11 protein-coding genes are annotated in these 13,301 nt (G+C 62.3%); all 11 read left to right on the top strand.

What is annotated here, in order from left to right:
- Nucleotides 1-5: 5 nt before the first annotated feature.
- A complete protein-coding gene (locus tag GFY24_RS23150) occupies nt 6-1,253 on the top strand; it encodes an MCE family protein (RefSeq protein ID WP_153807194.1) in 1,248 nt (415 codons plus the stop codon).
- A complete protein-coding gene (locus GFY24_RS23145) occupies nt 1,250-2,278 on the top strand; it encodes an MCE family protein (protein WP_153807193.1) in 1,029 nt (342 codons plus the stop codon). The genes GFY24_RS23150 and GFY24_RS23145 overlap by 4 nt, the downstream gene beginning before the upstream one ends.
- Entirely contained in the window at nt 2,278-3,339 is a 1,062-nt protein-coding gene (locus GFY24_RS23140; RefSeq protein WP_153807192.1) for an MCE family protein, read from the top strand. Before GFY24_RS23145 ends, GFY24_RS23140 begins: the two co-directional genes overlap by 1 nt.
- Nucleotides 3,336-4,580, top strand: a complete 1,245-nt coding sequence (locus GFY24_RS23135) for an MCE family protein (RefSeq protein WP_309231221.1) — start codon at nt 3,336-3,338, stop codon at nt 4,578-4,580. Before GFY24_RS23140 ends, GFY24_RS23135 begins: the two co-directional genes overlap by 4 nt.
- Nucleotides 4,577-5,803 carry an MCE family protein gene (locus tag GFY24_RS23130; protein WP_375336084.1) on the top strand — a complete coding sequence of 409 codons (1,227 nt, stop codon included), beginning with the start codon at nt 4,577-4,579 and terminating at the stop codon, nt 5,801-5,803. The genes GFY24_RS23135 and GFY24_RS23130 overlap by 4 nt, the downstream gene beginning before the upstream one ends.
- Nucleotides 5,800-7,209: an MCE family protein gene (locus tag GFY24_RS23125; protein WP_309231220.1), complete on the top strand. Its 1,410-nt coding sequence runs from the start codon at nt 5,800-5,802 to the stop codon at nt 7,207-7,209. Before GFY24_RS23130 ends, GFY24_RS23125 begins: the two co-directional genes overlap by 4 nt.
- On the top strand, nt 7,206-8,108 hold the full coding sequence (locus tag GFY24_RS23120; RefSeq protein ID WP_153807191.1) for a hypothetical protein: 903 nt from the start codon (nt 7,206-7,208) through the stop codon (nt 8,106-8,108). The genes GFY24_RS23125 and GFY24_RS23120 overlap by 4 nt, the downstream gene beginning before the upstream one ends.
- Nucleotides 8,105-8,593 carry a h domain protein gene (locus tag GFY24_RS23115; RefSeq protein WP_153807190.1) on the top strand — a complete coding sequence of 163 codons (489 nt, stop codon included), beginning with the start codon at nt 8,105-8,107 and terminating at the stop codon, nt 8,591-8,593. The genes GFY24_RS23120 and GFY24_RS23115 overlap by 4 nt, the downstream gene beginning before the upstream one ends.
- Nucleotides 8,594-8,733: 140 nt before the next feature.
- Nucleotides 8,734-9,675: an oxidoreductase gene (locus GFY24_RS23110; RefSeq protein ID WP_309231219.1), complete on the top strand. Its 942-nt coding sequence runs from the start codon at nt 8,734-8,736 to the stop codon at nt 9,673-9,675.
- 647 nt (nt 9,676-10,322) lie between these two features.
- The gene (locus tag GFY24_RS23105) at nt 10,323-10,499 is read left to right on the top strand and encodes an MbtH family protein (protein WP_309231218.1); all 177 of its coding nucleotides are present in this window, start codon (nt 10,323-10,325) and stop codon (nt 10,497-10,499) included.
- A 266-nt stretch (nt 10,500-10,765) separates the two neighbouring features.
- On the top strand, nt 10,766-13,301 hold a 2,536-nt coding region (locus tag GFY24_RS23100), incomplete at its 3' end, for an amino acid adenylation domain-containing protein (protein WP_194852994.1).

The following is a 13,301-nucleotide window of genomic DNA, read 5'->3' as shown; positions in this document are numbered from 1 at the left end:
CGGACATGGCGCAAACACGTGAGGTGGTGACGGGCCCGATCGGCTCGCCCGCCGCCCAGAAACCAAAAGCCGAGCGGTATCTCGAACAGGGCTGGGTCATCCGCCTGTGCGGGGCCGGACTCGTGCTGAGCCTTGTGGCCGTGGTCGTGATCTGCCTGATCAGCTTCGCTGGCGGTTTCACCGACACCGCGAAGGTGAATATTGCGGCTCCGCGCAGCGGCCTGGTGCTCGACAAAGATGCCAAGGTGAAGATCCGCGGCGTGGAGATCGGTCATGTCACCGGTATTACCGATACCGCGGACGGCGCGAATATCGAACTCGCCATTGATCCGGACAAATTGAAGATGGTGCCCGCGAACGCGCTGGTGGACATTCGATCCACCACGGTGTTCGGCGCCAAGTACATCAATTTCGAAGAGCCGCAACAGCCTTCGAGCGAATCGCTGCGCCCGGGTGCCACCGTGCACGCCGGAGCTGTCACCGTGGAATTCAATACACTCTTCCAGCACCTCAATGATGTGCTGGGCAAGGTCGCACCCGAGAAGCTGAACGCGACGCTGACCGCGCTGGGCACCGCCCTGCAAGGACGTGGCGACAAGCTGGGGCAGTTGCTGGTCGACAGCGACGGTGTCTTGAAGGAGCTCAACCCGAGCCTGCCCGATCTGCAGCGCGATATGGCGACCTCGATCGGTGTCACCAATCTGTACGCCGATGCCGCGCCGGATCTGTTGCGCACCACCGGCAATGTGGCGGTGACGGGTAAGAGCCTGGTCGACGAGAAAGGCAACTTCGACGCGGTGCTGCTGAACCTCATGGGTCTGGCGAACACCACCGGCGATGTGCTGGGCCAGAACGAGCAGCCGCTGATCGATTCGCTGAACCTGTTGCGCCCCACCACCGATCTGCTACACGAGTATCGCTCGGCGCTGTACTGCCTGGTGGTCGGCGCGTCCGACAATCTCGACGTCGGTAACCGCATTTTCGGTGGTGACGGCCCGTACGTGTCGCTGAATGCGAGCTTCATGCCCGGCGGCACCCCGTACGAGTACCCGAAGGATCTGCCGAAGGTGAACGCCACCGGTGGCCCGCACTGCGAGAACATTCTCGATCGCGTGCCGAACAGCCACTCCAACTACCTGGTCACCGATACCACCGAGGGCGAGGTGTGGGCGCCGCCGACATCCACGCATCTCAACGGCCCCAAGGTGTTCCAGCTTCTGTTCGCAGGACTTCCGGGGGTGCCCAACCCATGAGCATCAAACCGCAAGCGACCACCGTGAAACTGGGGATCTTCACCCTGGTCATGGTGCTGATCCTGGCAGGGCTGGGGGTGATCTTCAGCCAGATGCGTTTCTCGCGCTCGACCGGTTACCACGCGATCTTCACCAGTTCGTCGGGGGTGCTGCCGGGTGCGAAGGTACGAATCGCCGGTGTGCCGGTGGGCTCGGTGTCGCGGGTGACCGTCGGCAAAGATCATCTGGCGCATGTCGACTTCGATATCGACAACGAGTACCACGTGTATTCGGGTACCCAAGCGGCCATTCGCTACGAAAACCTCGTCGGTGACCGCTATCTGGAACTGATGGAAGGACCGGGCACGGCGCAGCCGCTGCGCAAGGGCTCGACCATCGGTGTCGAGCACACCAAGCCCGCACTGGATCTGGACATGCTGCTCGGCGGATTCAAACCGCTGCTGCGCGGTCTGAATCCGCAGCAGGTGAACGATCTGACAGGTGCGCTGTTGCAGGTGTTCCAAGGCCAGGGTGGAACGCTGGTGTCGCTGCTCAACAGCGGTGGTTCGTTCACCAAGACGCTCGCGGACCGGGATGCCCTGATCGGCAGTGTGATCGAGAATCTCGAGACGGTGCTGGCCACCATCGACGCCAAGGATCAGGACTTCGGCACCACGCTGAACGAATTGCAGCGTCTGGTCAGCGGTTTGGCCGCGGACAAGGATCCGATCGGTGACGCGCTGCCCCGATTGGCCGGTGCGACAGGCGATCTCACCAACCTGCTGCAGGTGGTGCGTCCGGATCTGAAATCGAATGTGACCGAGTTGGGGCGCCTGTCGGCGAACCTCGACGATCAGCAGGATCAGCTGCAGTACGTCATGAACCTGCTGCCGGACACCTATAAGAAGCTGATTCGGATCGGTTCCTACGGTTCGTTCCTGAATATGTACATCTGCGGTGCGAACTTCCTCACCGATGCGCCGGACGGTGGCACGCAGCTCATCAAGATGCCCGGTATGCAGACCACCGGAAGGTGTGCCGGCTGATGGATCAACAACGTTCTCCACTACTGAATATCGGCGCGGTCGGCATCGTGCTCGCGGTGGCGGTCTGCCTCACCGCCATACAATTCGACCGCCTGCCGTTCATTCGATCCGGCGCGGACTACAACGCCTTCTTCTCCGATGCGGGCGGGCTGCTTCCGGGAGATCCGGTACAGGTCGCGGGTGTGCGGTCGGGCCGGGTCGACAAGGTCGAGCTGGACGGCGCGAAGGTCAAGGTGCATTTCACGCTCGACGAGTCGATCGTGTTGGGCGGCAAGACCTCCGCCGCCATCAAGACCAATACGATGTTGGGCCGCAAATCGCTCGAGGTGACCCCGGCGGGTGATGGTGCCATTCGTGCTGCCGATCCGATTCCGTTGGAGCGCACCACCTCTCCGTACTCGCTCAATGACGCGCTCAGTGATCTGGCGACGACGGTGAAGGGGCTCGACACCGATCAGGTCAACAAGACCCTCGATACGCTGTCGGACGCTTTCGCCGATACCCCGGCCCCGCTGCGCTCCGCGCTCGACGGGGTGACGGCACTGTCGCGCAGCCTGAACGCGCGCGACAAGGCATTGACCGAACTGCTGTCGCACGCTCAGGGCGTCACCAAGGTGCTCGGAGACCGTGCGGGACAGCTCAATACGCTGCTGCTCGACGGCAACAGCCTGCTGGGCGAACTCAACGACCGGCGCGCCGCGATAAGCCAATTGATCGTCTACATCAACGGTCTGGCGCAGCAGCTCTCCGGCTTCGTCAATGACAATGAGGCGCAGCTGAAGCCGACGCTGGACCGACTGAATTCGGTGCTCGCGCTGCTGCAGAAGAACAAGGATCAGATCGGCAAGGCGCTGGACAATATCGGTCCGTTCGAGGCCGCGCTCGGCGAGCAGGTGGGCTCCGGCCCGTACTTCCAATCGATGGTCGCCAATGGTGAGAGCAAGCCCATTCGGGCGCTGATCGACGCCATGGTCTGGCCCGAGCACCTGCCGGAGTCCTTGCAGAGCTACCTCGACGGGGGCATCTCCATCGTGCCCACACCCAAGGAGCCGCCGAAGTGAACGCGATTCGCAAACTGCCGCGGTGGACGCGGTTCGTCGCTGCCGGTCTGGTGGTCGCCGTGGTCGGGTGGCTGGTCTACGGGCTGGTCGCCGATATCGGCAAGAAGCACATCACCGCTTACTTCCCCTCGACCAATGGGCTCTACGTGGGCGACGAGGTCCGGGTGCTCGGTGTGAAGGTCGGCAAGATCGACTCGATCGAGCCGGGCAAGGACCGGGTGACCGCCAAGATCACGGTCGACCGCGGCATCGATATTCCCGCCGACGCGGCCGCGGTGATCGTCTCGCCGTCGCTGGTCTCGGCACGGTTCATCCAGCTCGCGCCCGCCTACACCGGCGGCGCGAAAATGGCTGACGGAGCGTCGATTCCGATCGAGCACACCGCCGTTCCGGTGGAGTGGGACGATATCAAGACCGAACTGACCAAGCTGTCCGTTGCACTCGGACCGGTGGGTGAGGATAAGCAGGGTTCGTTCGGCCGGGTCATCGACACCGCCGCCGCGAACCTCGGCAATGGCAACGCACAGGCGTTCCGGGACACGCTCAAAGAGCTGTCCAGCACGCTGAATACGCTGTCGGACGGCCGGACCGATCTGTTCGGCACCATTCGCAATCTGCAGCAGCTCGTGGATGTGCTGTCCAAGTCGAATGATCAGATCGTCCAGTTCGAAGGCCGGCTCGCCTCGGTGTCGTCGGTGCTGTCCGGCGTCTCCACCGATCTCGGTGCGGGACTGGACAATCTCGATATTGCGGTCACCGATGTCAAGCGCTTCCTGGATGAACGCGGTGGTGCGCTCACCGAAGGCATCCAGCGGCTGGGCGATGCCACCCAGGTGCTCGCCGACAAGAAGGGCGACCTGGAGAAGATCATGCACTCCGGTCCGACCGCGCTGGTGAACTTCTACCAGCTCTACAAGCCGGCGCAGGGCACGATCACCGGTGCGGTCTCGGCGCCCAACTTCGCCAACCCGGTCCAATTCCTGTGTGGTATCGCCGGATCCGTCGGCGAGAAGGATTCGGACAAGAGTGAGGCGCTGTGCAAGCAGTATCTGGGGCCGGTGCTGAATTCGTTGATCATGAACTACCCCCCGTTGCTGCTCAACCCGGCGACCCAGCAGAACGCCTTCCCCAACCAGCTCACCTACAGCACACCGGATTTGGCGGGCCAGGGTGTCGGTACTCCGGCGGACGTCGCGCCCAAGAGCCTCACCGACGTGATGCTGCCCGGAGGAGGACGATGATGAACCGCCGACGGATTCGTATCGCCGGCGTCGCGGTCGGCCTGGTCGCGCTGCTCGGCGTGAGCGGATGCGAATGGGATGGACTGAACTCCGTCTCGATGCCCGGTTCGATCGGTACCGGCGAAGGCTCCTGGACAGTTCGCATCCAGATGCCGAATGTGACCATGCTGACCCGCAATTCACCGGTCAAGGTGAATGACGTGGCCGTCGGTACGGTCACCGGGGTCAAGGTCGAGGGCTGGCATGCGCTGGTCACCGTCGGCCTCGACAAGGGTGTGCAGCTGCCCGCCAACGCCGTCGCACGGATCGGGCAGACCAGTCTGCTCGGCAGTAATCACGTCGAGCTGTCGGCGCCCAAAGACGAACAGGCACAAGGGACTCTGAAGGACGGCGACCTGATTCCGCTGGACCGCGCGGGTGCCTACCCAACCACCGAGCAGACGCTCTCCGCGCTGTCGGTGGTGCTCAATGGCGGTGGTATCTCACAGGTGGAGACCATCACCAAGGAGCTCAATGCCACCTTCACCGGGCGCACCGACGCCATTCGCGATCTGCTCCCGCAGCTGGATCAGCTGACCAGCACGCTCGACAAGCAGACCGGTGACATCATCGGCGCGATGGGCGGGCTGGACCGCTTCGCGGGTGTGCTGTCGAACCAGAAGGATGAGCTCACCCAAGCCGTCACCGAAATCCATCCGGCCCTGACCGTCCTCGCGGATCGTCGTGAGAACATCACCAAAACTCTTACGGCGCTGGGAAGTTTGAGCGATATCGTGCAGCGGATCATCGACGGCGGAGGGGACAGCCTCAAGGCCGATCTGGCGAACCTCGCACCGACGCTGCAGACGCTGGCCGATACCGGCGATAAGCTCGCCCATTCGCTGGAGTGGTTGTTGACGTTCCCCTTCCCGATGCGCAATATCGATCGAGTCATCAAGGGCGACTACATGAACCTGGTGATCACCGCGGATATCACCAAGGCGCGACTGGACTCCAACTTCCTGACCGGGACGCCGCTCGGTGGTGCCTTCGGCGGGGCCCAGGCCACCCTCGGAGTCGGGGTACCGCCTACCGCAATGGGTAAGGGTGATCCGATGTCCGATCCGCTCAATCCGCAACCGGCCGCGCCGGTGCCGAGTATTGCCGGGCTGCCACCGATTCCGGGCCTGCCCGCAATCCCAGGGCTGACCGTGCCCAGCACGCAGGAAGGCGGGGGTCGGTGAAGCTCACCAAGTTCGTCAAGATTCAGCTCTCCATTTTCTCGGTGCTGACGGTGATCGGCCTGACGGTGATGGCGGGTAGCTATGTGCACCTGCCCGCCATGTTCGGCATCGGAAGATATGGCGTCACAGTCAAATTGACGGCTACGGGCGGTCTCTACCCGACCGGCAACGTGTCCTATCGCGGCACCAATGTCGGCAAGGTGGAGGCGGTCAATCTGACCCCGGCCGGGGTCGATGCCAAGCTGTCGATCAACAGCGATTACAAGATCCCCGCCGATGTCACCGCATACGTGAAGAGCGTTTCCGCGATCGGCGAGCAGTACGTGGACCTGGTTCCGGCGGATGCGCCGAAAGGCGGGAATCTGCACGATGGTTCGGTGATCCCGGTCGAGCAGACCAAGCTGCCACAGGATGTGGGCAGCATGCTCGATCAGGCGGATCGACTGCTGTCCTCGGTCGCCGATACCAAGCTGCAAGAGGTCATCAACGACGCCTTCACCGCTTTCAACGGTGCGGGACCGGATCTGCAGCGGTTCATCGATTCCGCCTCCCTGCTGGTGCAGGAGGCCAAGGACAACACCGGGCAAACCAAGGACCTACTGGAGAAGCTCGGTCCGCTGCTCGACACCCAGAACCAGTCGGATGAGTCGATCCGCGGCTGGACCAAGGACCTGGCCACCCTGACCGACCAACTGCGCCAGCATGATCCGGCGCTGCGAGCGGTCCTGCAGCACACCCCATCTGCGGCGCAGAAGGCCACCGACACATTCCAGGATCTGAAGCCGACCCTGCCGATCCTGCTGGCCAATATGGTGACCGTCGGACAGGTCGGCGTCACCTATCACGCCGGGCTCGAACAGATTCTGGTGATCTACCCGCCGCTGCTCTCGGCGCTGCTCACCGCGATCCGCGGCCCGACCGAATATGGCGCTATGGTCGACTTCATGCTCGGCCTCAATGATCCTCCGGGATGCACCACCGGCTTCCTGCCCGCAGATCAGCGCAGGGCACCGGGTGATGTGTCGGAGGTTCAGACGCCGGACAATATGTACTGCAAGGTGGCGCAGAACGCCCGCGAAGCAGTGCGCGGTATCCGCAACACCCCCTGTGCGGAGGTGCCCGGCAAGCGGGCTCCCAGCCCGGAGCTCTGCCGCGATCCGAACGGCTATCAGCCGCTGGGCGACAACCCGCCCTTCGGTGCGCCGAACCCGGTCGACAACAACGGGCAGCCGCTGAACAACCTGCTGGGCAACCAGCCGGCAGCATTCATTACGCACGATGATCCGGGGAGCAACACCTTCCTCGGACCAGACGGCCGGACCTACCGGCGGGGGGACATCGGCGCTGACGGCTCCAGTACAGTGCCTTCCAGTTGGCAGCAAATGCTCGAGGAGCAACAGCGATGAGCAATACCACGGCAAACAGCGGCCGCCCCAGGCGGCGGGCTGAACGACAGGCGGGTCCGCCTGTCGAGGACGCCCAGCCGACCAAGGCGGAATTCTCAGCTTCGACCCCGGTGCAGGCCGCCGCGGCGAAGGCGACCGAGAAGGCCGAGACCCCGGTGGTCGAGGTCGAATCGACTGTCGCGGAGATCGCTGTTGCCGTGGACGGTGGATCGGCGGATGCCGCCGATTCCATCGATGCCGCGACCGTGAAGGTGGATGCGATCGACCTGTCGAAGGCGGCTGACCCAGCCGACACGACGTCGGTCGATACCGCCGAGACGGTATCGGTAGCCGCTGCCGTGGGGGCCGATGATGCCGATGACACCGCCGAGGCGAAGTCGGAATCGAAGTCCCGCAGCAGGTTCCGCGCACTCGGTCGCGTGGGTATGGCGGCGGCCGTGGTTGCTGTGATCTCCGCGCTGGTACTGGCCGGTTCGGGTGGGGTCTTCTTCTACCACCAGCATCAGGCCAATGCCCTGCACGAACGCCGGGCGGAGTACATCCAGGTCGCCAAGCAGACCGTGATCAACCTGTCCACCATGAAGGACGGGACGGCCGATCAGGACATCGACCGCATCCTGTCGGTGGTGTCCGGTGATCTCAAGGCCGAATACTCGCAGAACCGGGACCTGTACAAGCAGATCTTCCAGCAGATCAAGGTGCAGTCCAACGGATCGGTATTGGCCGCGGCCATCGAGGACGAGGGCCCCGATTCGGCGCACGTGCTGGTGCTCGGCCAGCAGACGGTCACCAATGCGGCCAGTAATCAGCCGCAGCTGAAGGATTACCGCTTCCGGGTGACCGTGACCAAGGACGGCAACGGCAACGTGACCGCCTCGAAACTGGAGTTCGTGGCATGAAATTCGACAAGCGCACCATCCTCGTAGCCTCCGCCGCGATCCTGTTCATCGCCGCCGTCGCCGCCGCCTCGTTCACCGGTTTCCGGTACTGGTCCGATGTGCAGTCGGAAAGGGCGCGCACCGACGCGGTCGCCGCCGCGACGCACACCGTGGAGACGATGTCCTCGTACCAGTACGAGAGCGTCGACAAGGAAATGCCCAAGGCCGCCGACAATATGACCGGCGATCTGCGCGATACCTACCTGAAGTTGATCGACAAGACGGTCATCCCGACCGCCAAGGAAAAGAAGATCAACGTCCAGGCCACCGTGCAGGCTTCGGGCGTCATTTCCACCGACCGCGATCACGCCGCCGTGCTCATCTTCATGAATCAGGTGACCACCAGCGACAGCCTGCCCCAGGGCACCATCACCAGCTCGCGCCTGCGCGTCGAGCTGACCAAGGATGGTTCGCACTGGCTGGCCACCGCGGTCACGCCGGTCTGACCTGCGGCACAACAACATTCGTGGCTTGTCCGCTACCGCTCGGGTCCGTCGACCGAGCGGTAGAAGACTGGTCGGCATGTAGAAGTCGATCTAGGCTGCTGATCGAGAAAGTTCTCGATCGGAACAGTCAGGATCGCGCTGTGGGTAATAAGAAGACGCCGTGGACCGCGGCTGATATACCGGATCTGCGGGGCCGCACCGCCATTGTCACGGGTGCAAGTGCCGGGCTCGGGTTGGAGACCGCGTTGCGGCTCGCCGAGCGCGGGGCCAAGGTCGTCTTGGCCTGTCGAAATGTCGAGAAGGCCGCCGCGGCGGCGGATGTCATTCGGGCGAGCGTGCCCGAGGCCGAGTTGCCCATTGTGCGGGTGGATCTTTCGTCGCTGGCGTCGGTGCGCGAGGCGGCCGATCAGGTGCGCGCCGAGTATGAGCGAATCGACCTGCTGATCAATAATGCGGGGACGCTCAATCGGGAGCGTAGCGAGACCGTGGACGGGTTCGAAACCACTTTCGCGACAAATCATCTCGGGCCGTTCGCGTTCACGGGGCTGCTACTGGATCGGTTGCTGGCGGCCGGGAGTGCGCGGGTGGTGACCGTGAGCAGTGCCAGTTCCGGGCATGGGTCGACCGTGCTGGATCTGGATGATCTGGGGTACGAGAAGCGCGCCTACAAGGGCATGCGGGTGTACGGGCAGTCCAAGCTGGCGAATCTGCTGTTCACCTTCGAATTGCAGCGCCAGCTCAATGGCACTGCGGCGGAACTCGTTGCGCTGGCGGCACATCCGGGCGCAGCACACTCGGACTTCGTGGAGAACCTGAGTCCGGCGATCCGAATGCTCAAGCATCCCACCATCAACTGGGCGACGAGCTGGATGTTGCAGAGCACCGAGATGGGTGCGCTGCCGACGCTGCGGGCAGCCGCCGACCCGAGCGCGCGCGGTGGCGAATTCTACGGTCCCACAGGCAAAATCCACGGCTATCCGGTGCTGGTCGAGGCCAGCGCGGAGGCCAACGATCCGGACCTCGCGGGCAAACTGTGGGTCGAGTCCGAGCGTCTCACCGGGGTCACGTACGACTTCGGCTGAGTCGGCGGTAGATCTGAAAAGTACTGTGGCCCAACCTCTTCGTGGCGCGAAGAGGTTGGGCCACAGGGCGTTTCGGATCGCGGGGGATTTGCGCAGCGTGTTGCCCGCTTTCAACTGAAGGCATTGTGCCGCAGTGGACTTCGTTCGGCATGCGAAACGAGAACGTGTTACAGTCCTCTTCAGGTGGAAGGGAGACCACATGGATTGCGACGATTCTGTCGCTGGGGCGGGGCTTGAGGGTTCCGTAACTTCAAAACAATTGGCGCATGCGGTTTTTCGATGTGCCGTAGGTGATTCGGCCGCTGCGGCGTAGCTCTTCGCGTGGATGCCTCGATCATCGAGTTCCACTGCAAGCCCGTTCGCCCCGATGTGGCGTTCGGATTTCCGACGCCATCGCAATGTGAGATCGTTGCCGGCCATCCGATGGTAGCGACGCACCGACATCCGCCATGGATTCCGTGGTACCGGTGAAGCGGGGCCGCCACGAACACGATCCCGAGCGTGGTCGATCTGTGGTGGCACCGATGTTGTCTCGGGCAGTGAAGCCCTTGGCTCAGAGCCATGATCTATGGCGGTTGGGTTGTCCCGTCGACGGGGAGTTGTCGGGACGTGCACCCAAGTTTTCTGAATCCTTCGAAAGGTGAACTGTGTCCAATCCGTTCGATAACGAAGACGGCATCTTCAGAGTTCTTCGTAATGATCTCGGTGAGTATTCATTGTGGCCCGATTTCTCGGCGGTTCCGGAAGGTTGGTCCGTCCAGGTCGAAGGGGTTTCCCGGGCTGATGGAACTGCGTATGTGGATCAACATTGGGTTGGCCTATAAATCCATGCCGTCATCGGCAGTGTAATTATCGGTCCGCTGTGAGTCGCGGGCCGTATTAGGCATCGATGTCATGGTCGAATTTATTCGACTACTGCGTGCACGAGCCGAGCTGTATTTGGCGACGGTTGAAAATGACTGTCGGCTATTCGTCGAGTAGCCAACCATCGAGAACTTCGGACTTGCTGGGCGTTGCTGCCCCGCCGCCTATGGGCTGTCCCGCATAGATTATGGGTCTAAACATGTCAATTCAGTCTCAAATTTTTCCCTTGACCGGACCTCAGCTCGATGTATGGCTGGGGCAACAGATAGTCGGCGGTGAGGGGGCTGGATGGATTATCGGGCAGCTCGTAATTGTTGATGGCGAATTCAGCCCGCAGGTGATGGATCGTGCACTGCGACAGGCGGTGCTCGAGTCGGATCCGGTTCGTGTGTCCATCTTTGAATCGGATGGCGTTGTCTGTCAGCAGGTGGGCGATGTGGACGAGGCTCTGGGTTGGCCGCTGGTCGATCTTCGGTCCAGCGACAACCCGCAGGCCGAGGCGCTCGAGCTGGCTCATGCGGAGTTGAACAAGCCCATGCCGCTGGTGGGGCCTTTGTATCGGTTCGCCTACTTCAGAACCGGAGACGATCAGGTATACGTTCTCTTTTCTTCGCACCATCTTGTTCTGGACGGGTTCGGCGCCACGATATTTACATATCGAGTATTCGAACTGTATGAACGATTTGCTGCGGGTCTGGAGCCCACGCCGAGTTCTTTCTCGGGTCTCGCCGATTTGATTCGACTGGAAAAGGAATACGAGGAGTCGGACGAGTATGCCCTGGATCGCGACTTTTGGCTGAATGAACTTGCACTGCTGGAATCCGATCGCGACGCCACTCCCCGGCTGATTCGAGCATCTGCCGATGATGTCGATTCCCGGCCGATAAAGTTGGCGGAGTCGCTGGTGCGGGATGTCAAACGTATTGCCGATATGTGTGGTGTGCGATGGACCACGATTCTGGTTGCGTCGGCAGCCTTGTGTTCTTCCCGCGATTTGGGTAGGCGGGACGTGATTCTGGGTATTCCGGTCGGCAGGAGAACGCTGCCGGAATTGAAGGCTATTCCGGGAATGTGTTCGGGTGTCGCACCTTTGCGGATTACGGTCGACGGCGATATCGGTTTCATTGAATTCGTCAAGAGTGTAAGCGACAGGGTTCGGGAATGCGCCCGTCATCAGCGATTCCCTGTTCGTACGCTGGGGTCCGCGGAGCTGGACATGATTGTCAACGTCATGCCGAGCTTCCCCCCATTGGCTGGCGCACGTGGGCAGTGGACATTCGACTATCTGAATATTGGAGACCTCGATACTTTCAGTCTCGCGATTATCGATGGCACCGGCGATATCACGCTTCGACAGACCAGCGCGTTCGCGTATTGCCACAACCGCACCTTCGCTGATTTTGTGGCTCGGTTGCGGCGGGTGCTGGACGCGGTGATCGCTGACCCGCAGCGGCTGGTGTCCTCGATCGAGGTGTTCGATGAGCGGGAACTGGTTCAGCTGGCGAGCTACTCCAACCGGGCGGCGCTGGCCGAAGACACTGCGGCAGTATCGATTCCGGCATTGTTCGCCGCGCAGGTGGCGCGCACGCCCGATGCGGTGGCAATGGTGTTCGAGGGACAGTCGTGGACCTATCGCGAACTCGATGATGCGTCGTCACGCTTCGCGCGTGTGCTGATCGAGCGGGGAATCGGTGCGGGCGACATTGTTGCGCTGCTGCTACCGCGATCGGCTGAGGCGATCATGTCGATCGTGGCGGTACTGCAGACCGGGGCCGCGTATCTGCCGATTGATGTGCGTCATCCCGATGAACGGGTCGGTTTCATGCTCGCCGATGCGTCCCCGGTCGCGGTGATCACGACCGATGAGTACGTGTCCCGGCTGACCGGACACGGCCTCGCCGTGATCAACGTCGCCGACCACGTATCGGCCGACCGATCCGATACCCCGGCCAGCCAATCCGGTACACCTCTGGTGGTTCCGCCCGCGTCGGCGTTGGCGTACATCATCTACACCTCCGGTACGACCGGCACTCCCAAAGGCGTCGCTGTCACGCATGAGAACGTGACCCAGTTGTTCGTCGCGGTGCGCGGTTCGGGGTTTGTCCCAGCGGCGCCGCAGGTGTGGTCACAGTTCCATTCCTATGCGTTCGACGTTTCGGTGTGGGAGATGTGGGGCGCGCTGCTGCATGGCGGCCGGTTGGTGGTGGTTCCGGAGTCGGTGGTGCGGTCGCCGGTGGATTTGCATCGGCTGTTGGTCGATGAGCAAGTGACGGTGTTGAGCCAGACGCCGTCGGCATTCCATGCTCTGCAGGCGGTTGAGGATATGCAACCGGAGCGGCAACTGTTGAAGCTCGACGCGGTTGTTTTTGCCGGTGAGGCGCTCGAACCTTATCGTCTGTCGTCGTGGTGGGGCCGGTATTCGGATGCTCCGCGTTTGATCAATATGTATGGCACGACCGAGACGACGGTGCATGCCTCGTTCCGGGATCTCGATGAGTCCGATGCGAATGGCAGTGTCAGCCCGATCGGTGTTCCGCTGAGTAATCTCGCATTCTTCGTTTTGGACGAGGGTTTGTCCGAGGTCCCGGTCGGGGTCGTGGGTGAGTTGTATATCGCGGGTCGAGGAGTGAGTCGTGGGTATCTGCGTCGTCCGGGTTTGACGGCGTCGCGGTTTGTGGCGTGTCCGTTCGGCTCGGCGGGATCGCGCATGTACCGCACGGGTGATCTGGTGCGCTGGAATGCCCAGGGCGAGTTGGAGTATG

The sequence above is a fragment of the Nocardia sp. SYP-A9097 genome (genome assembly GCF_009649815.1).
Taxonomy (GTDB): Bacteria; Actinomycetota; Actinomycetes; order Mycobacteriales; family Mycobacteriaceae; genus Nocardia.
Note: the sequence above shows the minus strand (reverse complement) of the source record. Positions and strands in the feature narration are given on the sequence as shown.

Bases quoted from the DNA above. Each gene is read 5' to 3' on its own strand.
- GFY24_RS23150 (WP_153807194.1), top strand. From the start codon at position 6: ATGGCGCAAACACGTGAGGTGGTGACGGGCCCGATCGGCTCGCCCGCC.
- GFY24_RS23120 (WP_153807191.1), top strand. From the start codon at position 7,206: ATGAGCAATACCACGGCAAACAGCGGCCGCCCCAGGCGGCGGGCTGAA.
- GFY24_RS23130 (WP_375336084.1), top strand. From the start codon at position 4,577: ATGATGAACCGCCGACGGATTCGTATCGCCGGCGTCGCGGTCGGCCTG.
- GFY24_RS23140 (WP_153807192.1), top strand. From the start codon at position 2,278: ATGGATCAACAACGTTCTCCACTACTGAATATCGGCGCGGTCGGCATC.
- GFY24_RS23115 (WP_153807190.1), top strand. From the start codon at position 8,105: ATGAAATTCGACAAGCGCACCATCCTCGTAGCCTCCGCCGCGATCCTG.
- GFY24_RS23145 (WP_153807193.1), top strand. From the start codon at position 1,250: ATGAGCATCAAACCGCAAGCGACCACCGTGAAACTGGGGATCTTCACC.